The 21824-nt window shown below is 46.1% G+C and carries 23 protein-coding genes; 19 read left to right on the top strand and 4 right to left on the bottom strand.

The window, feature by feature from the left end:
- Positions 1 to 135: 135 nt before the first annotated feature.
- The 7 genes from HPY31_RS14300 (at position 136) to gcvH (ending at position 4655) form a co-directional block, all read left to right on the top strand.
- Positions 136 to 948 (top strand): DUF2797 domain-containing protein, encoded by an 813-nt coding sequence (locus HPY31_RS14300; protein WP_016742958.1) that lies wholly within the window; start codon positions 136 to 138, stop codon positions 946 to 948.
- A 46-nt stretch (positions 949 to 994) separates the two neighbouring features.
- Positions 995 to 1186 (top strand): hypothetical protein, encoded by a 192-nt coding sequence (locus tag HPY31_RS14295; RefSeq protein ID WP_016742959.1) that lies wholly within the window; start codon positions 995 to 997, stop codon positions 1184 to 1186.
- Positions 1187 to 1269: 83 nt separating this feature from the next.
- Positions 1270 to 2118: a hypothetical protein gene (locus tag HPY31_RS14290; protein WP_172141257.1), complete on the top strand. Its 849-nt coding sequence runs from the start codon at positions 1270 to 1272 to the stop codon at positions 2116 to 2118.
- Positions 2119 to 2170: 52 nt separating this feature from the next.
- Positions 2171 to 2542: an arsenate reductase family protein gene (locus HPY31_RS14285; protein ID WP_371811710.1), complete on the top strand. Its 372-nt coding sequence runs from the start codon at positions 2171 to 2173 to the stop codon at positions 2540 to 2542.
- Positions 2539 to 3729, top strand: a complete 1191-nt coding sequence (locus HPY31_RS14280; RefSeq protein ID WP_172141256.1) for an aminotransferase class I/II-fold pyridoxal phosphate-dependent enzyme — start codon at positions 2539 to 2541, stop codon at positions 3727 to 3729. The genes HPY31_RS14285 and HPY31_RS14280 overlap by 4 nt, the downstream gene beginning before the upstream one ends.
- A 33-nt stretch (positions 3730 to 3762) precedes the next feature.
- Positions 3763 to 4215 (top strand): redoxin domain-containing protein, encoded by a 453-nt coding sequence (locus tag HPY31_RS14275; RefSeq protein ID WP_172141255.1) that lies wholly within the window; start codon positions 3763 to 3765, stop codon positions 4213 to 4215.
- 59 nt (positions 4216 to 4274) lie between these two features.
- Entirely contained in the window at positions 4275 to 4655 is a 381-nt protein-coding gene (gene gcvH, locus HPY31_RS14270) for a glycine cleavage system protein GcvH (protein WP_007726364.1), read from the top strand.
- 54 nt (positions 4656 to 4709) lie between these two features.
- Here gcvH and HPY31_RS14265 read toward each other — a convergent pair whose 3' ends face one another.
- On the bottom strand, positions 4710 to 6764 hold the full coding sequence (locus tag HPY31_RS14265; protein WP_172141254.1) for a methyl-accepting chemotaxis protein: 2055 nt from the start codon (positions 6762 to 6764) through the stop codon (positions 4710 to 4712).
- A 305-nt stretch (positions 6765 to 7069) separates the two neighbouring features.
- Between HPY31_RS14265 and HPY31_RS14260 the strand changes: the two genes are divergently transcribed.
- From HPY31_RS14260 to sufB, 10 genes are all read left to right on the top strand, one after another.
- Positions 7070 to 7510, top strand: coding sequence for a hypothetical protein (locus HPY31_RS14260; RefSeq protein ID WP_007726368.1), 441 nt, complete (start codon positions 7070 to 7072; stop codon positions 7508 to 7510).
- 22 nt (positions 7511 to 7532) lie between these two features.
- The gene (locus HPY31_RS14255; protein WP_007726371.1) at positions 7533 to 7925 is read left to right on the top strand and encodes a VOC family protein; all 393 of its coding nucleotides are present in this window, start codon (positions 7533 to 7535) and stop codon (positions 7923 to 7925) included.
- Between the two features lie 457 nt (positions 7926 to 8382).
- Positions 8383 to 8724 carry an SCP2 sterol-binding domain-containing protein gene (locus tag HPY31_RS14250; RefSeq protein WP_172141398.1) on the top strand — a complete coding sequence of 114 codons (342 nt, stop codon included), beginning with the start codon at positions 8383 to 8385 and terminating at the stop codon, positions 8722 to 8724.
- A 58-nt stretch (positions 8725 to 8782) separates the two neighbouring features.
- The gene (locus tag HPY31_RS14245) at positions 8783 to 9925 is read left to right on the top strand and encodes a M20 peptidase aminoacylase family protein (RefSeq protein WP_172141253.1); all 1143 of its coding nucleotides are present in this window, start codon (positions 8783 to 8785) and stop codon (positions 9923 to 9925) included.
- Positions 9926 to 10216: 291 nt separating this feature from the next.
- A complete protein-coding gene (gene pckA, locus HPY31_RS14240; protein ID WP_172141252.1) occupies positions 10217 to 11800 on the top strand; it encodes a phosphoenolpyruvate carboxykinase (ATP) in 1584 nt (527 codons plus the stop codon).
- A gap of 536 nt (positions 11801 to 12336) precedes the next feature.
- Positions 12337 to 13125, top strand: a complete 789-nt coding sequence (gene sufC, locus HPY31_RS14235) for a Fe-S cluster assembly ATPase SufC (protein ID WP_015893095.1) — start codon at positions 12337 to 12339, stop codon at positions 13123 to 13125.
- Between the two features lie 21 nt (positions 13126 to 13146).
- Positions 13147 to 14445: a Fe-S cluster assembly protein SufD gene (gene sufD, locus HPY31_RS14230; RefSeq protein ID WP_015893094.1), complete on the top strand. Its 1299-nt coding sequence runs from the start codon at positions 13147 to 13149 to the stop codon at positions 14443 to 14445.
- Positions 14445 to 15671, top strand: coding sequence for a cysteine desulfurase (locus HPY31_RS14225; protein ID WP_007726378.1), 1227 nt, complete (start codon positions 14445 to 14447; stop codon positions 15669 to 15671). Before sufD ends, HPY31_RS14225 begins: the two co-directional genes overlap by 1 nt.
- Positions 15658 to 16095, top strand: coding sequence for a Fe-S cluster assembly sulfur transfer protein SufU (gene sufU / locus HPY31_RS14220; RefSeq protein ID WP_007726380.1), 438 nt, complete (start codon positions 15658 to 15660; stop codon positions 16093 to 16095). The genes HPY31_RS14225 and sufU overlap by 14 nt, the downstream gene beginning before the upstream one ends.
- A 39-nt stretch (positions 16096 to 16134) precedes the next feature.
- Complete coding sequence (gene sufB, locus HPY31_RS14215) at positions 16135 to 17532, top strand: Fe-S cluster assembly protein SufB (protein WP_015893091.1); 1398 nt, start codon at positions 16135 to 16137, stop codon at positions 17530 to 17532.
- Positions 17533 to 17796: 264 nt separating this feature from the next.
- On the opposite strand, the gene HPY31_RS14210 is transcribed toward sufB, so the two are convergent.
- The 3 genes from HPY31_RS14210 to HPY31_RS14200 form a co-directional block, all read right to left on the bottom strand.
- Positions 17797 to 18396 (bottom strand): hypothetical protein, encoded by a 600-nt coding sequence (locus HPY31_RS14210; protein ID WP_172141251.1) that lies wholly within the window; start codon positions 18394 to 18396, stop codon positions 17797 to 17799.
- A 35-nt stretch (positions 18397 to 18431) separates the two neighbouring features.
- Positions 18432 to 19028, bottom strand: a complete 597-nt coding sequence (locus tag HPY31_RS14205; RefSeq protein ID WP_172141250.1) for a matrixin family metalloprotease — start codon at positions 19026 to 19028, stop codon at positions 18432 to 18434.
- A 484-nt stretch (positions 19029 to 19512) separates the two neighbouring features.
- The gene (locus HPY31_RS14200; RefSeq protein ID WP_172141249.1) at positions 19513 to 19830 is read right to left on the bottom strand and encodes a hypothetical protein; all 318 of its coding nucleotides are present in this window, start codon (positions 19828 to 19830) and stop codon (positions 19513 to 19515) included.
- A gap of 297 nt (positions 19831 to 20127) precedes the next feature.
- On the opposite strand from HPY31_RS14200, the gene HPY31_RS14195 reads away from it, so the two are divergent.
- Entirely contained in the window at positions 20128 to 20814 is a 687-nt protein-coding gene (locus tag HPY31_RS14195; protein WP_172141248.1) for a response regulator transcription factor, read from the top strand.
- Complete coding sequence (locus HPY31_RS14190; RefSeq protein WP_172141247.1) at positions 20807 to 21808, top strand: sensor histidine kinase; 1002 nt, start codon at positions 20807 to 20809, stop codon at positions 21806 to 21808. The genes HPY31_RS14195 and HPY31_RS14190 overlap by 8 nt, the downstream gene beginning before the upstream one ends.
- Positions 21809 to 21824 lie beyond the last annotated feature (16 nt).

The raw sequence follows: 21824 nt of genomic DNA, 5'->3' as shown, positions 1-21824 counted from the left end.
TCGCCTCCTTCTTCTGGGATGTGATTAGGTTCACCTCCTGCCAGGGAAAACATGCTACCAAAAGAAAACAGCGGTCAGAGTAGGTGGCGGTTATGTTAAAATGGAAGAACCGTACATAGGAGAGGAGAGAGTTTGGTGGAACTCCGCGGTATGTTGCAAGGACTAACACACGAGTACCATGGAGGGGACAAGCCGGTAGACTACTATTTGAATATCGGTGACGATCGCCTTCCGCTTAATGAATGGCTGGGCAGTGAATTGACGATTTCGTTTTTAGGCGAAAAAAACTGTATTGCCTGTGGCCGCAAGACAAACAAGACGTTTAACAGCGGGTATTGCTATCCCTGTTTTACCAAGCTGCCGGAAAATGACTTATGCATCGTCAAGCCGCATGAATGTCATTTTGACTTGGGGACTTGCCGGGACGAGAGCTTTGGCGAGAGATATTGCATGATTCCACATTTTGTCTATCTGGCAGTGTCGAGTGATATAAAGGTAGGATTGACTCGCAAGCATAATGAATTGAGACGCTGGGTGGATCAAGGCGCAATTCGCGCGATTCCGATTGCGGAGGTTCCTACTCGTCGGATGGCTGGGGAGCTTGAATTCCACTTGAGTCAGTTTTTGCCGGACAAGACCAACTGGCGCAAAATGCTCAAGGGAGATGTGAAGGAAATCGACTTGCTCGCCATGCGTGACGAAGTGTACGGTCATTTTCCTGAACAGTTTAAAGCATTCCAATATCGCGAGGACGAATGGGTAGATATTGCTTATCCGATCTTGGAGTCACTGGATAAAATTAATTCCAAGACGCTCGATAAAGAAGAACAACTCGGCGGGCGATTGATCGGTGTGAAAGCACAGTATTTGATTTTTGAAACAGGTGTATTCCAGGTCAGGAAGCACGCTGGCTACCAAGTCGAGATCAAAGCAAAACCGTCTGCATAATGCCCTGCAAACTCCTCACACTAGGACATGTGAAGGAGGATGGCAGATGGATGAGCACATTGAGTACACCATGCCTTTAACCGGGACACTGGCTGAGGCCGTGGAAGATCAGGATGTCAAGCAACTAGGGGTGCCCTTCTCGCCGCTTTCGCAAATGTGGCAGGTAAATCCTGATGTTCAGACCAATGAAGTAGAGACTGCGGATCGCAGGAGCAATGAAAGCAACTTGCCGCAATAGCAGCTTACTTATGAACGACAGCCAGAAGAACGTGATGGCTGTCGTTTTTGTTTAGCACGGTGAATACGTAAGGAGGCAGAGGTATGCGAGTCTGGCTGCATTCTTTTTTGGTAGCGATGGTGCTGATCGGCTGTATGTGGGGGATGTACGAAATCGGGGCAAAGCAGATTGGAAATATGAACACGAAAAAAGCAGCACTTGAAACGACGGTTGCTTCCACACAAGTGAGTCAGAAGTTGGTGGACCGTGACGCCGTTGTTGAAGCATTTGATTGGACAGACGACAAGGGTGCAGGCCTCGTATATAACGAAGCTGAGCTGTTACAAATGCAAAAAGATCCGGACAACCATAACTACAAAAAAGTTCTCCGTCGTTTTGTGCAGAGTGAGTTGAAAACGGAAATCGAGAGCTTTCAAACGATAGGCAGTCAATTAAATCCCAGGAGAATCCTTGTAGCGACTACAGACGGCATGCTATTCGAGGTGACGATGAAAAAAAGGAGTAATCATCGGCAAATGTGGACAGTAGAAGGGTACAACATGACAGCTGGGTATAGGACGGATGTGGAGCAAGAGCAAGACCTGCTGCCACAAGATATGTATCCAACCTATCGTGTGATGGAGCTAGCCGAAGCCGATTTGCAAATTCAAGCGTGGGCGAAGCCGCTTATTCAAAACAGTCAGGGCCAGTCATTTAACACCGCTCTAAACGGCAAAACCTATCTCCTGATCAAAACATCCCAGAGCGAAACAGATTCGGTGGAGATTGAGGGAATTAGAATCTGGATGGAAGAAATGCTCGTCCATTATCAAACGTATGAATTTGGAGAAGGGGCAGATCGTTCCATACTTAATCATTACTTGCTGATTGAAGTGCCGGAAACTGCAGAATCTGGCGTGACGTTTTACAATACGGTAAACGTTGTCCGCTAGGTGTACTTCTTTTACAATGAAAGAAACGACGACATAAACCAAAAGTGAGGAAATGAATATGACGATGAAAGCCTACCTATACAACAAATGTGATACATGCCGCAAAGCGAAAAAATGGCTCACGGATCAAAATATTGGCTTCGAAGAAATTCCGATCGTGGATGCACCACCGTCCAAAGAAGAGCTACGCCAAATTTGGCAGACAAGCGGCCTCGATTTGCGCAAGTTTTTCAATGTGAGTGGTGTCCAATACCGCGAGCTGGGCTTGAAGGACAAGCTTCCTACGATGTCAGAGGATGAAATGCTTGAGCTGTTGGCTTCCAATGGCAAGCTGATCAAACGGCCTCTCATCGCAAGTGATCGTACCGTAACCCTTGGGTTCAAAGAAGAAGATCTGGAGAAGGCTTGGGGAGGGAAGGCATGATGCGCCAACCTTCCAAAAGACTGAACCATCTTTCCGCCGATATTTTTTCAGAAATGGATGCTCGCAAAAGGGAAGTTGCCAAAACAAGAACGGTATACGACTTGAGCATTGGCAGTCCTGATCAACAACCTGACGAGAAGCTTCTGCAAACGCTAATCCATGCCATCCAGCAACCAAACTCTTTTCGCTATCCGTTGAGCGAGGGGACGGCGACCTTCCGAGAAGAGGTCGCCCACTGGTATCAATATCGTTTTGGGGTGGAGCTGGCGCCGGATGGCGAGGTTCATTCCTTGATGGGTTCACAGGATGGTTTGGCTCACTTTGCTTTGGCATGGACCGACCCCGGAGATATCGTTCTCGTACCTGATCCTGGGTATCCGATCTACGAAGGCAGTCTTCATTTGGCGGGAGCGGTACCTTACCGGATGCCTCTGCGGGCAGAAAATGAATTTTTGCCAAAGCTGACAGACATTCCAGAGGAGATTGCGGCTCGTGCAACGTTTATGATTCTGAACTATCCGAATAATCCAGTTTCCGCGGTCGCTACCCTTGCCTTTTTTGAAGAGGTCGTGGCTTTTGCCAAGCGTTTTGACATTATCGTGGTTCATGATTTGGCCTATTCAGAGATGGTGTTTGACGGCTACCAAGCGCCGAGCTTTCTGCAAGTACCGGGAGCGAAGGAAGTGGGAATTGAATTTAATTCGTTTTCCAAGAGCTTCAACATGGCAGGCTGCCGGATTGCTTACGTTGTAGGGAATGCAGACATTATCAAGCCGCTTGCGATTGTAAAATCGAATATCGATTACGGCGTCTTTTTGCCTGTACAGCAAATGGCCATTGAGGCTTTGCGAAAGGATCGGGAATCGGGTGGAGAAAACACAGTCGCGCCCGTTTACCAGGAACGGCGTAATGTGCTGCTGGGGGCATTGGCAAAGGCAGGATGGAGTATTCCATCTCCCAAGGCGACCATGTTCGTCTGGGCAGCTGTACCGAACGGCTGGACGTCTCGAGAGTTTGCCTTCGCTTTACTGGAGCAAGCCGGAGTCGTGGTCGTTCCGGGAAGTGCCTTCGGTGAAGAAGGAGAAGGGTATGTACGAATTGCTCTCGTCCAACCTCCTGAGATCCTGTTAGCGGCGGTGGCTGCCATTGATCAATCCGGGATTCTTCGCATGAAAACAAGTGTGTAACGGTTGAAGTCAAAAAAGAGGGGATGAGCTTTCATGCGTTTGCGCGAAGAAATGCCTGACTTTTCTGGGATTACGGAGTGGATCAACGGGCAAGCAACCAAAGCTGATTTGGCTGGAAATCCTGTTTTGGTGCACATCTGGTCTGTCAGTTGTTACATGTGCAAGGAATCGATGCCAAGCATAAATGAATGGCGTGACCAATACGCTGCTAACGGTTTGAAGGTCATTGGAATTCATACGCCTCATTCGGAAAAAGATACAGATATCGAGATGATCAAGAAGGCGATTGCAGAACAACATTTGACACACCCTATTGCAATCGATAATGATAGAAAGATAGCCGATGCATTCCAGAATGAATACGTCCCCGCTTTTTATTTGTTTGACGAGGCTCTTCAGTTACGTCATTTTCAGGCAGGAGAGAAGGGTCTCCAACTGGTAAAAAAACGCTTGTTCAGAATTTTGGGGATCAAAGAGGAATCCTAGAATGTTCGTCTAATTATGTATGTGTAATGGATTGTACCCGATAGGAGGATATGTAAACGATGGAATTCCCGAAAAATCTACGTTACAGTGAAGAGCATGAGTGGGTGCGAGTAGAAGGAAACAAGGCGTACATCGGAATCACTTCTTTTGCTCAAGCAGAGCTGGGTGACATCGTGTTTGTCGAGTTGCCTGAGGTAGGCGCGACAATCCAACAGGATGAGCCGTTTGGCAGCGTGGAATCGGTAAAAACCGTTTCTGAACTGTACGCTCCTGTAACTGGTAAAGTAGTAGAAGTAAATGGCGAGCTGGAAGATGCACCTGAACTGGTTAACTCTTCGCCATACGAGCAAGCATGGATGATCGTCGTCGAATTGTCTGATACAGCTGAGTTGGACAAGCTGATGGATGCAGACAAATACGAAGCGATGGTAAAAGAATAGGAAACAAAAAAGCCGGGGCTTTTGTGCTCCGGCTTTTCTTTGTGTATGGACGAACTACTCCAACTTGAATGTTCGTATTGCATCATTAAGCTCTTCTGCCATTTTCGCGAGCATCGTGGCAGCCGAAGAGATTTCCTCCATGGAAGCGGTTTGCTCTTCCGCGGCTGCTGCGACCGTTTGAGAGTTGCCGGCTGATTGTTCTGCGATTTGTGTAATATGTGTAATGGCGGATACAATCGATTGCATTTGCTGACTGATTTTGCTCATTTCCGTTGTCACTTCATTCATGCGGACAAGCAACTCCGACGTGGAGCCCGTAATTTGCTCAAATGCATTTCCTGTTGAGCGAACGAGAGTCATGCCTTCTCCCAAAATAGCAGCGCCATGATTCATTGCCGCAATTGCTGAGCCTGTGTCCTGCTGGATCACCGTGACGATGTGACTGACCTGCTCGGCGGCTGAGCTCGACTGCTCCGCTAGCTTGCGCACCTCGTCGGCTACAACCGCAAAGCCTCGTCCTTGTTCTCCGGCACGCGCTGCTTCGATAGCGGCGTTCAGAGCGAGCAGATTGGTTTGATTGGCGATCGTCGTGATGAGTGAGATCATTTCTCCAATCTCTTGGGAGCGTTGGCCTAGCGCATTGACAATGGTGGAGGTCTTGGCCATCTGGCTATGGATCACATCCATGTGCTCGACCGTTTTGGTTGCCATCTGATTGCCATCTGTGGCTTGTCGGTTCGCTTCTTGTGTAGAGAGATTTACATCCTCAATGCCTTTTTCCATCGTTTCGATGTGGACGGCAATCTCGTTGATAACCTCATAGCCTTGAACGGTCGCGTCCACTTGCTGCTCCGTACCGTAGGCAATTTCCTGTACGGATTGAGCGATCTGCTCTGTTGCTTTGCTCGTCTGTTCCGCACTTGCCATCAATTGTTCAGACGTAGCAGCAACCTGTTGGGCGTTGAAGCTTACTTGCCCCAGTGTTTCGCACAAGGTTGCCGTCATGGAGTTGAAGCGATTTGCCATAACTCCCATCTCATCAGCTGTCTGAATATCCATGGAAGCGGTAAAATCCCCATTGGATAGGGCATGCGCGAGCTGGTTGGCGCGATCGATTTGTTTGGTCAAGTATTTGCTGAAGTAATAAATGACAGCAATCATGATCAACAGACCGATCAGGCTCACCGTACAAAGCTTAAAGAACAGGTCATTGAGTGGATCGGCAATTTCTTTTTCTGGCATCACGAGAGCGATTGTCCAGTTTGTATCTCCGAGCTCTTGAAAATAAACACGATTAGTGCCGTTTTCGTCGGTAAACGTCTTCATTCCTGACTTCTCTTCTAGCAGAGAAGGACCTATTGCTGCCAAGGAGGCATTCTCGTCAGATTGAACGGAATGATTCATTAACTTGTCTGCTTGAGGATGGGCGAGGTATCTTCCTTTTTGATCCACCAAAAAAGCCCAGCCTGTTTCGCCTACTTTTGTACTGGAGACGAGCTTTTCCACGTCACTGAGTGTAATATCGTCTGTGGCCACACCCAGAAGCTTTTTATCCGGCGTGTAAAAAGGAGCGACTACCGTCACCATGGAGACCTTGGAAACCGCGTCAAAATAAGGCTCGGAATAATCGGTTTCCTTCTTGGTTGAAATACCGACCTTGTACCAGTCCTGATTTGGATAGTTATAGGAATCACTGCTGTACTCACCTGTAATGTTAACCTTGCCGTCTGTCTTAGCCCCGTAAGTAGCAACGAGTTTCTTGTTCGGGTCAAAAGCGTAAGGTTCCATGAAAATTCCCATTCCAACCGTCGTATCATTAATGAGAACAGTCTTGGACAGCAGGGAATCTAACTGCTCCAGCGAATTTGTAATAGGACCCATTTCAATAAAGCGAGCCATACTCAACGTTACCTTGCTGTGGGCTTCCAATTGCTTTTCCACATTACTTCCGACCATATCTAGCTGAGTATTGAGTTTGTCTTCAATTTCCCGATTCAGTTGGTCGACAGAGAACCAGAAACCGATGCCCACGACAAGCAAAAGTGTCAGGATAATGACAGGCAGGGTAATGGTCAGGGTTCGAGCACGAAGACTTTTGAAACGAAGCATGAAACCGCTCTCCTTTGAATTTTTGCTAAAATGATTATTATTCCTTATTATCGGATAGATTAAGACTAGCTTTTATGATGGATTTAGGCAAACGAGGGAAAATATTCATACTAATCAGAAAATGTTGCATGAATCTAAGCAAATCGAGTAAAATGGATAAACCAAATCTTACTTCGATTTTTTTATTGGTAGCATTTGCGGGTGGAGTGTTAGTGGGCATATAAGCTACAATGCGGATACAGACAAAAGTTTCGACCAAAAAACGGACGTGGACGTTTCATTTGGTGAATAGGGAGGGAGACTATATGAGTTTTTGTTGTGGTGCTGGAATGGTAGGTTCCGTAGGCTCAGTCCGTCATTATAAAACGCTTGTACACAATGTCCCGATCATGTTTTGTCCTGTATGTGACAGAATTGAGGTTCATCCCGGTATTGAGGGAGAATACGAAATTTTAGTAGAATATGCTCAGGGAGATCAGGCTCCAGAAGTGGATTTTGCTGATTTTGTGAGTGTTGACAATACATCCGAGTTGTTTGAGAATTGTACCATGACGGATGAAGCAGCTAGCTTCGCCGAAGTGTTAAAGCAGCAGATCGATATTTCACTGGATCTGCTCGGGATCGCCAAGGAGTTGCAGGATGACGATTGGCGGGAAGCATTGATGATTCGTTTAAGACGGTTAAGCGAGCGATTGAAGCAGTACAATAAAAGAAAAGCTAATGTCGCACAAGAGCGCATGACCTGAGTTGACGTGGGAGGCAGTGTGAATGTTTCATTTGAAAGCCGTTCACCACATCGCATTGAATTGTAGTGATGTTGTGAAGGTAGCTCGTTTTTTTAAGGACATTTTGGAAGTCCCTATCCCGGAAGAGAATATGACGGAAGGAGCACCTGTCTACTTTCAAATTGGCACATACACACGGATCGGTCTTCATCCTCATGGCGGGGAAGCTGGGAAAGGCGGCGTAGGGCAAGTCGATCATCTCGCCTTCTCTGTGCAAAGCCGTGCTGAGCTGGACTATCTGGTTGATAAGCTGGAGGCAGAGAATATTTGCTATCGTGGCCCCATTACACAGCCTACTAGCTATAATTTGTATTTTGAGACACCCGATGGTCACCACCTTGAGGTGCGACTCGATAAAGACGAGTTTGATGAGTAGTGTTTCCGAAAAGCATCTGCGTAAAGCGGATGCTTTTTTGTTGTGGATGATTAATCTTCTTTACGTTTTAAAAGGTACCGATGAACCAACAAAGCTGGTGAGAAGAAAAAGCACAGAGCTCGCAGACCTTGACAAAGCCTCCCCAGTCGGAACTTAAAAAAGGGGACCCGGTTGTCGAACACTTCTTCTTTGAGAAACGCCCGCCCGTAGGGTGGCTTTGGCTCGACGGTCCCCTTTTTTAAGTGGAGACGGCCAGTGAATCCCCCTTCCGAGCGTGTCAGAGTCGAAGAAAACTGTGCTTTTTCTTCTCCTCCACTATGTTGACTCAAACGACCTTTCTAAATGTCGAGAAAAACATGGCTCCCCTGACAACAGCCGACAGTGACTATCATGCCTCGCCAAAGGATTCGACCAAACAGGCCACGAACCCAATTGAGAAGAGAGGGGTGGCGTGCAGATGATCGGAATGGGCAGACTGCTTTTTGAACTGGGAGAGCGATTACAAGGAAAAGCACACCTGCAATTCATTACAGCAGGATGGGAGCGCAGGATCAGAATTGTAGTGGATGATTCACCATCACAGTGGCAATTGACGATAGCAAAAGGCGTCGCATCCTGGGATGTATGGACAGAAGAGCAGCCTGCCGATCTGATTATCAGGGGAGCGGAGAAACAAATGCACATGCTGTTTGGCGGTGATGAGCTCGTCTATGTTCTAGCCAAAGAAAAGGTGCACATAGCAGGGCCATTGCGCGACCAGTTGAAACTCGATGCCATTTTGCGACTGACCTGTCGGTGAACTGTCCAATGGGCATTGTGATATAATAGGAAGAAACGGTTTTCGAGGAGGCGCTTTGATGTCTACTGTTATGTCGTTGCAACAGACGGTTGCCGCACGTAAAGATGCTATTGCCGAAACATTCCGTCATCTGCATGAAAATCCGGAGATTAGCTGGAAGGAAGTAGAAACGACTCGTTATTTGGCGGAGCGCATGCGTGCCTTGGGACTGCGTGTTACGACTTTTGACGATTGTACAGGTTTAGTGGCTGAATGGGGCGAAGGGAAGCCAGTTGTTGGTTTGCGCACAGATATCGATGCTCTGTGGCAGGAAGTGAACGGTGAGTGGCGTGCGAATCATTCCTGCGGCCATGACGCCCATATGACGTTGATCGTGGAAACGGTAGAAGCATTAGTTGCCGCTGGATATCAACCGCCGGGAACGTTAAAAATTTTGTTCCAACCAGCAGAAGAAAAAGGAACGGGAGCATTGAAGCTGGTGGAGAAGGGTGTCGTCGATGACATCGATTATTTGTACGGTGTTCACTTAAGACCAATTCAGGAGATGGCAAATGGAACGGCGGGACCCGCCATCTATAACGGTGCAGCCATGTTTCTCTACGGGGAAATCACAGGAGTCGCTGCGCACGGAGCGAGACCACATCTCGGGATCAATGCAATTGAAGTAGCGGGAGCGATTATTTCAGGTCTCGGTCAAGTACATATCAATCCGATGGTGCCTGCCACCGTCAAAATGACGATGCTGCAAGCCGGAGGGGAGAGCTACAACATTATTCCGGACAAAGCCCGTTTTGCCCTCGATCTGCGAGCGCAGACAAATCAAGCGATGGATGACCTGGTGAATCGAGTTCGTCAAATGATCGACGGAGTCGCGATGTCTTTTCAGGCAAGTATAGAGGTAGAGACCGGGTCGCGCATGGTAGCGGCAGAGGTCGATGAGCAAGCGAAGGCATTTATGGAGCAGGCGATTATAGATGTCCTCGGTCAAGAAAATTTGCGAGCGGCGCCTGTCAGTCCAGGAGCGGAGGATTTCCACTACTATACGGTGGAGCGTCCTCATATCAAGGCGACGATGCTGGCTCTCGGATGTGATTTGGTACCAGGGCTGCATCATCCGCTGATGCATTTTGAGCGCTCTGCATTGGAAAAGGGTGTGGCGATTTTGTGTCAGACAGTTGTGAAAACGTTTGAAAATACGTAAATCTTGATGCCTTGTGAGAGCAACACTAAGAGAGTAAACTCTTGGTGTTGCTCTTTTTGTGGGCAAATGTCTCTGCGTACCTCACGAATAGTCGATAGACTGGTTGGTTTGTGGACAAAATACTGCTGTTGGGGAATAATACGCATGAGGAGGGTTATTCACACATTCTCCATGAGAGATTATAAAATTATGTAGCTTATTTAGCTAAATGTGATATACTAATTACAAATCGAGCGACAATTAGAAAGTCACAATAAATGATACACATTTTGGGAAGGAGATCGTTCACACATGGAAACCAATACGGTTCAAAAGCTTACTGACATTCTTGGAGCTACGAAAGTGTATCATAACTTGCCTGTAGCTAATCTTGTTGAGATGGCAGTAAAGCGTGGCGAAGGGATTTTGACCGACAAGGGGGCGCTCAATGCGCTAACAGGGAAGTTTACCGGCCGTTCGCCAAAGGACAAATTTGTGGTGGACGAAGCTTCCGTACACGATAAAATCAACTGGGGTCCGGTTAACCAACCGATCAGTACTGAAAAATTCCAAGCACTTCAACAAGACGTGCTCCAATACTTACAATCCAAAGATGAACTGTTTGTCTTCGATGGCTTTGCGGGGGCAGATACGACCTATCGCTTGCCAATCCGCGTAGTGAACGAATTCGCATGGCATAACCTGTTTGCACGTCAGCTGTTCATCCGTCCGTCTGAAGAAGAACTGGCTGCGCACGAATCAGAATTCACGGTTATCTATGCACCTAATTTTAAGGCAAATCCTGCGGTACACGGAACGAACTCCGAGACATTCATCGTATTGAGCTTTGAGCAAAAGACAGTGTTGATTGGTGGCACTGAGTATGCTGGCGAAATGAAAAAGTCGATCTTCAGCGTAATGAACATGCTGCTTCCAGAGCGCAACGTACTCCCGATGCACTGCTCTGCAAACGTAGGCAAAGACGGAGACGTTGCCCTGTTCTTCGGATTGTCTGGTACAGGAAAAACAACGCTGTCTGCTGACCCGGACCGTTTCTTGATCGGTGACGATGAGCATGGCTGGTCTGACAATGGCGTGTTCAATATCGAAGGCGGATGTTATGCAAAATGTGTCAAGCTGTCTGAAGAAGGCGAGCCGCAAATCTGGAAAGCAATCCAGTTCGGTACCGTACTTGAAAATGTAGACGTAAACGAAGCGACTCGTGTAGCAGACTACGATAGCACCAAATATACAGAGAATACACGCGCTGCGTACCCAGTGGAAGCAATTCCGGGTGCTGTAATTCCAGGCGTGGGCGGGCAACCAAATGTCATCGTCTTTTTGACAGCCGATTCGTTCGGTGTATTGCCTCCAATCTCCAAGCTGAATAAAGAGCAAGCTATGTACCACTTCCTGTCTGGCTACACCAGCAAAATGGCAGGTACAGAGCGTGGCGTAACTGCTCCGCAAACAGAGTTTTCTACTTGCTTCGGTTCTCCATTCTTGCCACTGCATCCTGTCGTATATGCAGAAATGCTCGGTAAGAAGATTGACGAGCGCAAGGTTCAAGTATACCTGGTGAACACTGGTTGGACTGGTGGCCCGGTAGGTGTTGGACAACGTATGAAGCTGTCCTACACGCGTGCGATGGTAACAGCAGCATTGAACGGTGAGCTGGAAAAGGTAGACTATGTAGCTGATGAGATTTTCGGGGTACAAGTGCCGACTGCTTGCCCGAACGTTCCTGCTGATGTTCTGCAACCGCGTAATACATGGGCAAACAAGGAAGATTATGACAAGCAAGCAGCTGATCTGGCTGGACGCTTCATCGAAAACTTCGAGAAGAAATTCCCGAATGCAGCAGATATTGCAAATGCGGGTCCAAAAGTAAAGTAATCGAACAGGAAAGAAACGGGTAGACGATAAGGTCTATCCGTTTTTTCTTCGTGAAAACAGCAAAAACTGTCAGCGTATGACCGACGGTTTTGAGCTTATCCGTTACTTGTTGCCATCGAATACTTTCGAAGTATGGATTGGCAACTTTTCCATTTGACTGTCGGAATAGAGTCAGGTAAGCTTCCGAAGGGACCCCTTCCGCAGAGTGATGGCGATATATGTTCCACCAGCGCCTGAAAAACATGACTGCAGGAGTTTTATTGTCCCATTCCAGGTATACATATGGTGTTTTTTACAAAATGCACTTAGTCTTTAGGCGTAAATGTATGTCCAAAAGTAACAAAGGGAAAAATGCAGCGGAGGCAAGAATATTTAGGAAGGATTCATGCGCAAAAACAGACTTTCTAAATATAATGATATAAAAAATACAGATATGTTTCATTCCTTGATTTATAATTATTCTTATTATAAGATAGTTATTGAGAATGGATTGAGAATTTACCAACTCACTTTTGACGTGTATGGAGGGAATTCAGATGACAGCAGTACCGCATTTGCAAATAAAAAACCTTCGCGCCAAGATCGAGGACAAAGAGATCCTCAAAGGCCTGAATTTGGAGATCAAGGGCGGCGAAGTGCACGCGATCATGGGACCAAATGGTACCGGTAAATCGACATTGGCATCCACGCTGATGGGTCACCCAAAATATGAGGTAACCGATGGCGAAGTGTTAATCAATGACGAAGACTTGTTGGAAATGGCAGTAGACGAGCGCGCACGTGCAGGTCTGTTCCTGGCGATGCAATACCCGTCCGAAATTAGCGGTGTAACCAACTCTGACTTCCTGCGTTCCGCAATCAACGCGCGCCGTGGCGAAGGAAACGAAATCTCCCTGATGAAATTCATCCGTGAGATGGACAAAAAGATGAACACGCTGGAAATGGATGAGTCTTTCTCCCACCGTTACCTGAACGAAGGTTTCTCCGGTGGTGAGAAAAAGCGTAACGAGATTCTGCAAATGATGCTCTTGGAGCCAGCTATCTGTATTTTGGATGAGATCGACTCCGGTTTGGACATCGATGCATTGAAAATCGTAGCGAACGGTGTAAACGAAATGCGCTCCGCAGACCGCGGATTCTTGATTATTACGCACTACCAGCGTTTGCTGAACTATGTAAAGCCTGACTTCGTACACGTCATGATGCAGGGTCGTATCGTGAAGTCCGGTGGTCCTGAGCTGGCTGAACGCCTGGAGGCAGAAGGCTACGATTGGATCAAGGAAGAGCTCGGCATTGAGGACGAAACCGTAAACGCCAACGTGTAGGATGAAGGAGGCAGCAGTGAAATGAGTGTGGATGTACAGCTACGCTTCGATTCCGAGGCGATCACCCAGTACTCCAAAGCTAATCAGGAGCCTGCCTGGTTCCTGGAAAAGCGCCTCGCTGGACTGAAGGCGGCGGGAGAGCTGGCGCTCCCTGCCTTGGAGAAAACGAAGATTGATAAATGGAATACCGTTGATTTCGATCCGTTCCAAACCACTACAAAGGTGGCAGCGGCGAATGAACTCAGCGATTTGGTAAAAGCACAAATCGATGTCGACAGCGTGAAAAACCTGTTGGTACAAAAAAATGCTTCTACCGTTTTTCAAGCAGTATCCGATGAGTTGAAGGCGCAAGGCGTGATCTTCACGACCTTTGCTGATGCTCTGCAAACACATGGTGATCTCGTGCAAAAGTATTTACTGAACGTGATCGCACTTGATGAGCACAAGCTGACTGCGCTGCATACGGCAGTAGTGAATGGTGGCGTTTTCCTCTACGTTCCGAAAAACGTAGAAGTAGATGTTCCCCTGCAAGCTGTGTATGAAATCGCAGGCGACAACGCTCTGTTGGCTCCACATGTTTTGATCGTGGCAGAAGCGAACAGCAAAGTAACCTACGTGGATACTTATGTATCTGGCGAAGGCAAAAGCATGGTTGCGAACAGCCTAGTTGAAGTATATGTAGGCGCGGGCGCATCTGTGCAAGTAGCTTCTGTACGTTCACTGTCTGTAGACGTTCACGACTACAGCTTCCGTCGTGCAACTGTTGAGCGCGATGGAAAAATGGAATGGATTTTGGGTGAGATGAACGATGGCAACACCGTTGCTAACAACACCACTATCCTCAAGGGAACTGCTTCGATTGCAGAGACCAAATCCATTTCTGTAGGTACTGGTTCCCAACGCCAAAACCTCACTTCCCAAGTTCAGCATATCGGCACGCACACAGAGTCTGACATGGTGAGCAAGGCTGTTATGACGGATGAAGCAGTGAGTATCCTAAACGGTATCACGAAAATCGAAAAAGGCGCTGAAAAGGCAAACGGCGTACAGGCGGAAAACATCCTGATGCTGAGCGATAAATCTCGCGGTGATGCCAACCCGATCCTGTTGATCGACGAGGATGACGTTAAAGCGGGTCACGCAGCTTCGGTAGGACGTTTTAGTGAAGAGTCTATCTTCTACTTGATGTCTCGTGGTATTTCCCGTCAAGGCGCAGAACGTCTGATTATTCTCGGCTTCCTGGAGCCAGTTGTTGCTGAGATTCCAGTAGAAGAAGTGAAAAACAGACTCCGTCAGGCGCTTGAAAGGAAGTTAGGCTAATGAACGCCAAGGAGCTTCGGAAATATTTTCCCATCCTACACCAAGAAGTAAACGGACATCCGCTCGTTTATTTGGATAATGGTGCAACCTCTCAAAAACCGATTCAGGTTATTGAGGCGATGGATAAATACTACAGGGAGTATAACTCCAATGTGCACCGTGGCGTGCACACCTTGGGTAACATAGCGACAGACGGGTACGAAGGCGCGCGTGAAAAAGTACGCGCCTTCATCAACGCCCGTGAAGCCGCAGAAATCGTCTTTACGCGTGGTACGACCTCTGCTTGTAATACGGTAGCGTACGGCTATGCTCGCAAGTACCTGGGGCCGGGAGATGAAATCGTGACCACATTGGTGGAGCATCACGCCAATTTCATTCCATGGCAGCAGGCAGCCAAGGCGACCGGAGCGACCTTTAAGTTCATTCCGCTGGCAGAGGACGGAACCGTTACTCTGGAAGCGGTTAAGGAAACGATTACGGACAATACCAAACTCGTTGCGATTCACCATGTTTCCAATGTATTGGGGGATACTACTCCAATCAAGGAAATTGCCCAAATCGCTCATCAGCATGGCGCACTTTTGTTTGTTGATGGAGCGCAGGGTGCTCCACACAAGAAAATCGACGTCCAGGATTTGGATTGCGATTTTTATACGTTTTCAGCCCACAAGATGGCAGGTCCGACAGGCGTAGGTGTCCTGTACGGCAAGCGTGAGGTGCTAGAGCGTGTGGAGCCGATGGAGTTCGGCGGAGAAATGATTGACTACGTGGATATGTACGATTCCACGTGGAAGGAGCTTCCTTGGAAATTTGAAGGAGGAACTCCGATCATCGCAGGAGCTATCGGATTGGGAGCAGCGATCGACTTTTTGGAAGAGATCGGTATGGACAATATTGAGCGTCATGAAAAACATCTCGTCAAGTACGCGATGGAACAAATGCGCGAGATAGAAGGATTGAAGATTTACGGCCCACAGCAGGACCGCAGCTGTTTAATTACATTCAACCTGGATACAGTACATCCGCATGACCTGGCGACGGTGCTGGACAGTTACGGAATCGCAGTTCGTGCCGGTCATCACTGCGCACAACCGCTGATGCGTTGGCTGAATGTGACGGCTACCGCTCGGGCAAGCTTCTACCTGTACAACACAGAAGAAGAAGTAGATGTGCTGATCGCGGGCTTGAAGAAGACGAAGGAGTATTTCGGCAATGTCTTCTCTTGATGATTTATACCGCCGCGTCATTATGGATCACTACCAGAAACCGCGCAACCGCGGCAAGCTGGAAGAATCCGACGGACTCATTGTGAATTTGAATAACCCGACCTGTGGCGACAGCATCTCGCTCTCCTTGAAAGTGGAGGACGGCAAAGTGGTGGACGCGAAGTTTCTCGGTGAAGGCTGCTCAATCAGTATGTCATCTGCTTCCATGATGACGGATGCTGTCAAAGGCAAGCCAGTAGCAGAAGCACTGGAGCTGTCGCAAAAATTCTCCGATATGATGCAAGGCAAAGAAATCGATGACTCGATTGATCTTGGTGATATCGAAGCTTTGTCTGGCGTAGCCAAGTTCCCAGCGCGAATCAAGTGTGCGACATTGGCTTGGAAAGCATTGGAGCAAGGTGTCAAACAGGCCGAGCAGGAATAGTGATAGGTAAGGGACATGAACAAGAAGGAGTGAGCAACGATGGCTGTTAAAGGCCCAGAAATACAGGAGTATCAGTACGGCTTTCACGATAAGGACGTTTCTGTATTCCGTACCAAAAAGGGTTTGACTCGCGAGATCGTCGAAGAAATTTCGAAGATCAAGGATGAGCCAGCATGGATGCTGGAATTCCGTCTAAAAGCATTGGACATCTTCAACAGCATGCCGATGCCAAAATGGGGCGGCGATCTGGACGACCTCGATTTTGACAGCATCACCTACTACGTAAAGCCTTCTGAAAAGCAAGGCCGTAGCTGGGATGAGGTGCCGGAAGAAATCAAGGCAACCTTTGACAAGCTGGGTATTCCAGAAGCAGAGCAAAAGTTCCTCGCAGGTGTATCTGCTCAGTATGAATCTGAGGTAGTTTACCACAACATGCAGGAAGACCTGGAAAAACTGGGCGTTCTCTTCTGCGACATGGATTCTGCGGTGAAGCTTCACCCAGAAATCGTGAAAGAATACTTCGCGACAGTGATTCCTCCAGCAGACAACAAGTTTTCTGCACTGAACTCGGCAGTATGGTCCGGTGGTTCCTTCATTTACGTTCCAAAAGGCGTAAAAGTAGAAACTCCACTGCAAGCATACTTCCGCATCAACTCCGAGAACATGGGGCAATTCGAGCGTACGTTGATCATCGCCGATGAAGATTCCTTTGTTCACTATGTAGAGGGCTGTACAGCTCCAATCTATAGCACGGATTCCTTGCACTCCGCTGTTGTAGAAATCATCGTAAAAGAACGCGCTCGCTGCCGTTACACCACAATCCAAAACTGGTCCAACAACGTATACAACCTCGTTACGAAACGTGCGGTTGCTTACGCTGATGCGAACATGGAATGGATCGATGGTAACATCGGTTCCAAGCTGACGATGAAATACCCAGCTGTTATCATGAAAGGACCTCGCGCGAAAGGTACCGTTCTTTCCATTGCAGTAGCAGGAAAAGGACAACACCAAGACGCAGGTGCGAAAATGATTCACCTGGCGCCAGATTGCACGTCGACGATCATTTCCAAGTCGATTTCCCGTGATGGCGGAAAAGTAACCTACCGTGGTCTGTCGCAGTTTGGACGCAAGTCGGAAGGCTCCAAGTCCAACATCAAGTGCGATACGCTGATTCTGGATAAACTGTCCACGTCCGACACGATCCCGTACAACGAGATCATGAACGACAGCATCACGCTTGAGCACGAGGCGACTGTATCCAAGGTTTCCGAGGATCAACTCTTCTACCTGATGAGCCGCGGTTTGTCAGAAGCAGAAGCAACTGAGATGATCGTAATGGGCTTCATCGAGCCATTCACAAAAGAATTGCCGATGGAGTACGCGGTAGAGATGAACCGTCTCATTAAGTTCGAGATGGAAGGCAGTATCGGATAATTGTCTCGATATCGTGTAAAAACGTGTCTGATTCGTTCAGACACGTTTTTTTGTGCCCTTGCTTTATGAGGGAAAACGAATAATCTGACGGTATGGTCAAGACCTCGTAGACAGTTAGAAAGACCCCGGCCGCCAGTCAGGCAGCAAACTGACGCCTAAATTCACTAGGTGTCAGTTTTTAGTATTAGTTGATAGTACTTTTGTAAAAAGAGTAACTCTCTAGTTAGTTTTCCCGACTAGAGAGTTACTCCTATTTAAAAGTTATTATTGTTGTAGTGGGTTTTCGTCGTCTTTATGAGTTTCTATTATGTCGACCATCTTATTTAATTGGATTTTTTCCCTTTTATTGTCAACCTTATCGTTTTTAACTTTAAATTTTCCTTGGTAGGAACCCACTACTGCATAGTGATCAGTAGACTTTGTTTTGTTAGCTGGTGAATCATCAACATTTAGAAATAGGAGGACTTTCTCGTTATCAGTGAATTCTGGTGCGTTTTCCATATCCATAATTATTTTTTCCGTTTCTCCACCGTAAACGCGAACTACGACTTTGTCTAATTCTTCACCTTTATGCGTTTTGTTTACTTTTATTGTGATATCTCGATAAATTGCATCCGCATCCTCAATCACTTCTGGCTCATTTCCATCCTCTGTATTCCATTTTGGCTGTGTAATGTCATTAATATTACCCTCAATGATTAAGGAACTTGCTGCAGCCATTTCCTCAGGTGATAATTCGATTAACGTACCTTCAATACGAATTGTTGACTTGGTTGCATTATATGTGTCGTAAACCACATAACCAAGCCCAAAAGCTAAAATCATAGAAGAAGCAATTATTCCGCTTTTCATGTTCATTTTCATTATTTTTACCTCCATGTTATTTTTAATCCTAGATGCTATTTAGAGTGGTTAATCACATAAGCATCTTTATCATATTTAGAGAGTGGAATTTTTACTTGATCCTTATTTAAAGTTGCATACATAACAGCCGGCTTATCTGCTAAATGACCAATCCCAAGGGCATGTCCCATTTCGTGAGTCATGATGGTTCGTAGGTGGTATGTATTTGAATCAGGTTTAGATCCGGTTGAATAGGCAAAAGATTCGTTGACTACTATATCTGCTTCGATAACATAGTCAAAACCATTGATATAAGCTCTTGTTTCGGCAAGTTTACCACTAGTAGTCCCAAGAGAGGCTGTATAGATTATGTTTATCTCATCATTTTTAGAAGAAGCAATGTCTGTTCTTGCAGGGCTTTCCTTTAGATAATATACGGGATCATCAACATTGTTCCATTGGTTATCAGCTGTTATAATCGCAGTTCTCTCACTTTTAGTGATTGATTTATCTAATGTGTATTCATAATCCTTATTAGGGTCCCACTTAGCAAATGCAACATCAGCATTACTTGCTTTTGCGAAACCATAACCCAAAGCAAAAAAAGCTCCTAAACACGATGTTAACAAGATTGATTTCTTAAACAATTTCATGATAACTCTCCTTTTTAATATAATAGAAACAGCATAATATAAAATATACCAATATTACCAATTTATGTAAATATCCATATATCAGCTTGTATATAATTTTTTACGTAGTCGACAAGTTTTTCACCAAGGACGAACTCGCAAAATACATTGAAAAATTTGTGAAGGTGGAGTAAAAAAGAAAAGTCCTAGAACATAATTTCTGGACTCTCTAACGTACAGATTTTGTGCCGACTCCAGATGAAAAGTAATAAATTGTGTTTGACGAGTCAACATCTCTGAGATAGCGCAAATCAATGTTTTCCTTATTCGATACAACGCTATGAAATTAATCTGTATTCAAATTCGAGATGGAAGGCTCCATCGGATAAGCGTTTATGTAACGTGTAAAAACGTGTCTGATTCGTTCAGACACGTTTTTTTGTGCCCTTGCTTTATGAGGGAAAACGCATAAGCCCGCTGACGGTAATCCGCCAGAGGACTATTTCTACGAGGACAAACCGAATTTCCATAATAAGATCATAAATAACGCCATCGGAATGACCCAAAGTAAAGGAATGGCATTGAGCGCGTAACTCGTTTTGAATTTCAACTTGTGATAGCAGTACCAGCTGCCCAACGCTGAGGCAAGTAGTACAAGCGGATACGATAGGATCGTATAGAACACCCCTGGCGCTCCCGTATCATATTCATCTTCAGGTAAAAGCACAATGGTAAAAAAAACGGAAATTGCCCAAGCCAATAAGAAAATGGCATAGATGCTTTGGCTAATAGAAAGGACGAGACAAGCTGTCTTGTTTTTCATAAGTGCCTGGTTCCTCCTAAAAAGTGGAATTACTAATAAACAAGACGAGAGGAGATAGAAAAAGTAACAATAACAATTGGTTAGATATCAAGGTCACCCGTCCTCCCATTAGAAGGCGGGTTTTTTGCTTGTTATCATTTTCATGTTATTCCGTTCGTACACCTTGCAAAGTACCTTACCAATTAAGTAAATTAAGCTAATACCAATCATATTCGTAATAAACACCGATAATAATGACCGAGGAAATACGAGTGTTGCTGATCGCAATAGTTATAGCTGATAGAGGGAGGATGAACCATGAAGGTTTTAGTAGTGGAAGATGACAAGACTATTGCAGAGGGTTTGCACTATTCGCTTTCCAGCGAGGGCTATGAAGTAGTTCTTTGCGAAGGGAAACAAACTGCACTCGAAGCAATTAAACAGCAACGTTTTGATCTATATTTACTCGATCTGACTTTGCCAGATGGTAATGGCTATGAGATTTGCGAATATGTAAAAGAAAATCAGGATGCCCCTGTCATCTTCTTGACGGCGTGTGATGATGAAATCAATGTGGTTCGGGGGTTAGATATGGGGGCAGACGACTATATCACAAAGCCGTTTCGTATCCGGGAGCTCATTAGCCGAATGAAATCATCCCTTCGACATTACCAAAAAGAGCCCAACCTGTCTGACAAAGTGAGGATTGGAAATGTAGTCGTACATACAAAGCTGGCTAAAGTGTACAAAGGAACCGAGGAAGTGATGCTGACTGCTTTAGAATACCGTTTACTGTTGGCATTCATAAATAATAGAGGGCAAGTTCTGTCCAGAAATCAGTTGTTAGAGGGTATATGGGATCTAGATGGTAACTTTATCAATGACAATACCCTATCGGTTTACATTAAGCGGCTTCGAGAAAAGTTGGAGGATGATAGCCAGAATCCCAAAGTGATAGAAACCGTTCGCGGTCTTGGCTATCGAATGAGTGGAAGTCATGTTTAAAAATAAAGAAATACAGAAGCTATGTATGTATAGCCTGGTTATTTCCATCATGGGGATCACGATTCTTTGGATGATCGATTGGAAAGCGGGGATTGTGGGAGTTGCTATGGTATTTCTGCTCCTTTCCACTTTTTTCGTGTTTACCCGCAAACGTTATCAGGACATCAGTAAGCTCGCTTATTATTTGGCTTCTGTCTATTCAGGCCAACCCACGATGGATATTAGGGATAACGTTGAGGGTGAATTGAGCATTCTGAAAAATGATATTTATAAAGTCACATTAACATTGTCCGAGCAGTCTACTCATCTGAAAAAGGAAAAACAGTACTTGGCAGATACTCTTTCGAACATCTCCCATCAATTAAAAACGCCACTTACCTCCATGTTTGTCATGGCTGATTTGTTAAACAACCCGAGTCTGCCAAAAGACAAGAGGGAGGAGTTTTTGGGCAAGATTATCAATCAGTTGAAGCGTATTGAATGGCTCGTGACTTCATTGCTCAAGCTGTCCAAAATCGAAGTGCAGAGCGTTATTTTCAAGAAGGAACTCGTATCTGTCAAAAAAATGATAAACAAGGCATTAGAACCGCTCCTTGTCCCGATGGAATTAAAAAATCAGGAGCTCTCTTTTTCCTGTAAAGAAGACCTTTTCGTGTATGGAGATGAAAACTGGACGGTAGAAGCCATTTTGAACGTAATGAAAAACGGGATTGAGCATACGCCAGTTGGGGGACGTATTGCCATTTTGTGCGAGGAAACGCCCTTGTTTACCCAAATTGTCATTTCCGACAGTGGTGAGGGGATTAGCCCGGAAGATGCTCCACACATTTTTGAACGATTTTATAAAGGGAAGAATGCGGGAGCGGATAGTATTGGAATAGGGCTAGCCATGTCTAAAACAATCTTGCAAAGTCAAAACGCCGATGTGTTTATGGAAAGCCAGATGGGTGTAGGCACAACATTCAAAATCAAATTTTACAAGCAAATCATTTAGATGACAAAATTGTAAG

Origin of the sequence: Brevibacillus sp. HB1.3 (assembly GCF_013186635.1) — a bacterium.
Taxonomy (GTDB): domain Bacteria; phylum Bacillota; class Bacilli; order Brevibacillales; family Brevibacillaceae; genus Brevibacillus; species Brevibacillus brevis_D.
This window is presented reverse-complemented; position numbering and strand designations above follow the sequence as displayed.

Bases quoted from the DNA above. Each gene is read 5' to 3' on its own strand.
- HPY31_RS14275 (WP_172141255.1), top strand. From the start codon at position 3,763: ATGCGTTTGCGCGAAGAAATGCCTGACTTTTCTGGGATTACGGAGTGG.
- sufU (WP_007726380.1), top strand. From the start codon at position 15,658: ATGTCTTCTCTTGATGATTTATACCGCCGCGTCATTATGGATCACTAC.
- HPY31_RS14255 (WP_007726371.1), top strand. From the start codon at position 7,533: ATGTTTCATTTGAAAGCCGTTCACCACATCGCATTGAATTGTAGTGAT.
- sufD (WP_015893094.1), top strand. From the start codon at position 13,147: ATGAGTGTGGATGTACAGCTACGCTTCGATTCCGAGGCGATCACCCAG.
- HPY31_RS14190 (WP_172141247.1), top strand. From the start codon at position 20,807: ATGTTTAAAAATAAAGAAATACAGAAGCTATGTATGTATAGCCTGGTT.
- HPY31_RS14295 (WP_016742959.1), top strand. From the start codon at position 995: ATGGATGAGCACATTGAGTACACCATGCCTTTAACCGGGACACTGGCT.
- HPY31_RS14195 (WP_172141248.1), top strand. From the start codon at position 20,128: ATGAAGGTTTTAGTAGTGGAAGATGACAAGACTATTGCAGAGGGTTTG.
- sufB (WP_015893091.1), top strand. From the start codon at position 16,135: ATGGCTGTTAAAGGCCCAGAAATACAGGAGTATCAGTACGGCTTTCAC.
- pckA (WP_172141252.1), top strand. From the start codon at position 10,217: ATGGAAACCAATACGGTTCAAAAGCTTACTGACATTCTTGGAGCTACG.
- HPY31_RS14225 (WP_007726378.1), top strand. From the start codon at position 14,445: ATGAACGCCAAGGAGCTTCGGAAATATTTTCCCATCCTACACCAAGAA.
- HPY31_RS14265 (WP_172141254.1), bottom strand. From the start codon at position 6,764: ATGCTTCGTTTCAAAAGTCTTCGTGCTCGAACCCTGACCATTACCCTG.
- HPY31_RS14245 (WP_172141253.1), top strand. From the start codon at position 8,783: ATGTCTACTGTTATGTCGTTGCAACAGACGGTTGCCGCACGTAAAGAT.
- HPY31_RS14250 (WP_172141398.1), top strand. From the start codon at position 8,383: ATGATCGGAATGGGCAGACTGCTTTTTGAACTGGGAGAGCGATTACAA.
- gcvH (WP_007726364.1), top strand. From the start codon at position 4,275: ATGGAATTCCCGAAAAATCTACGTTACAGTGAAGAGCATGAGTGGGTG.
- HPY31_RS14200 (WP_172141249.1), bottom strand. From the start codon at position 19,830: ATGAAAAACAAGACAGCTTGTCTCGTCCTTTCTATTAGCCAAAGCATC.
- HPY31_RS14205 (WP_172141250.1), bottom strand. From the start codon at position 19,028: ATGAAATTGTTTAAGAAATCAATCTTGTTAACATCGTGTTTAGGAGCT.
- HPY31_RS14280 (WP_172141256.1), top strand. From the start codon at position 2,539: ATGATGCGCCAACCTTCCAAAAGACTGAACCATCTTTCCGCCGATATT.
- HPY31_RS14260 (WP_007726368.1), top strand. From the start codon at position 7,070: ATGAGTTTTTGTTGTGGTGCTGGAATGGTAGGTTCCGTAGGCTCAGTC.
- sufC (WP_015893095.1), top strand. From the start codon at position 12,337: ATGACAGCAGTACCGCATTTGCAAATAAAAAACCTTCGCGCCAAGATC.
- HPY31_RS14210 (WP_172141251.1), bottom strand. From the start codon at position 18,396: ATGAAAATGAACATGAAAAGCGGAATAATTGCTTCTTCTATGATTTTA.
- HPY31_RS14285 (WP_371811710.1), top strand. From the start codon at position 2,171: ATGAATATGACGATGAAAGCCTACCTATACAACAAATGTGATACATGC.
- HPY31_RS14290 (WP_172141257.1), top strand. From the start codon at position 1,270: ATGCGAGTCTGGCTGCATTCTTTTTTGGTAGCGATGGTGCTGATCGGC.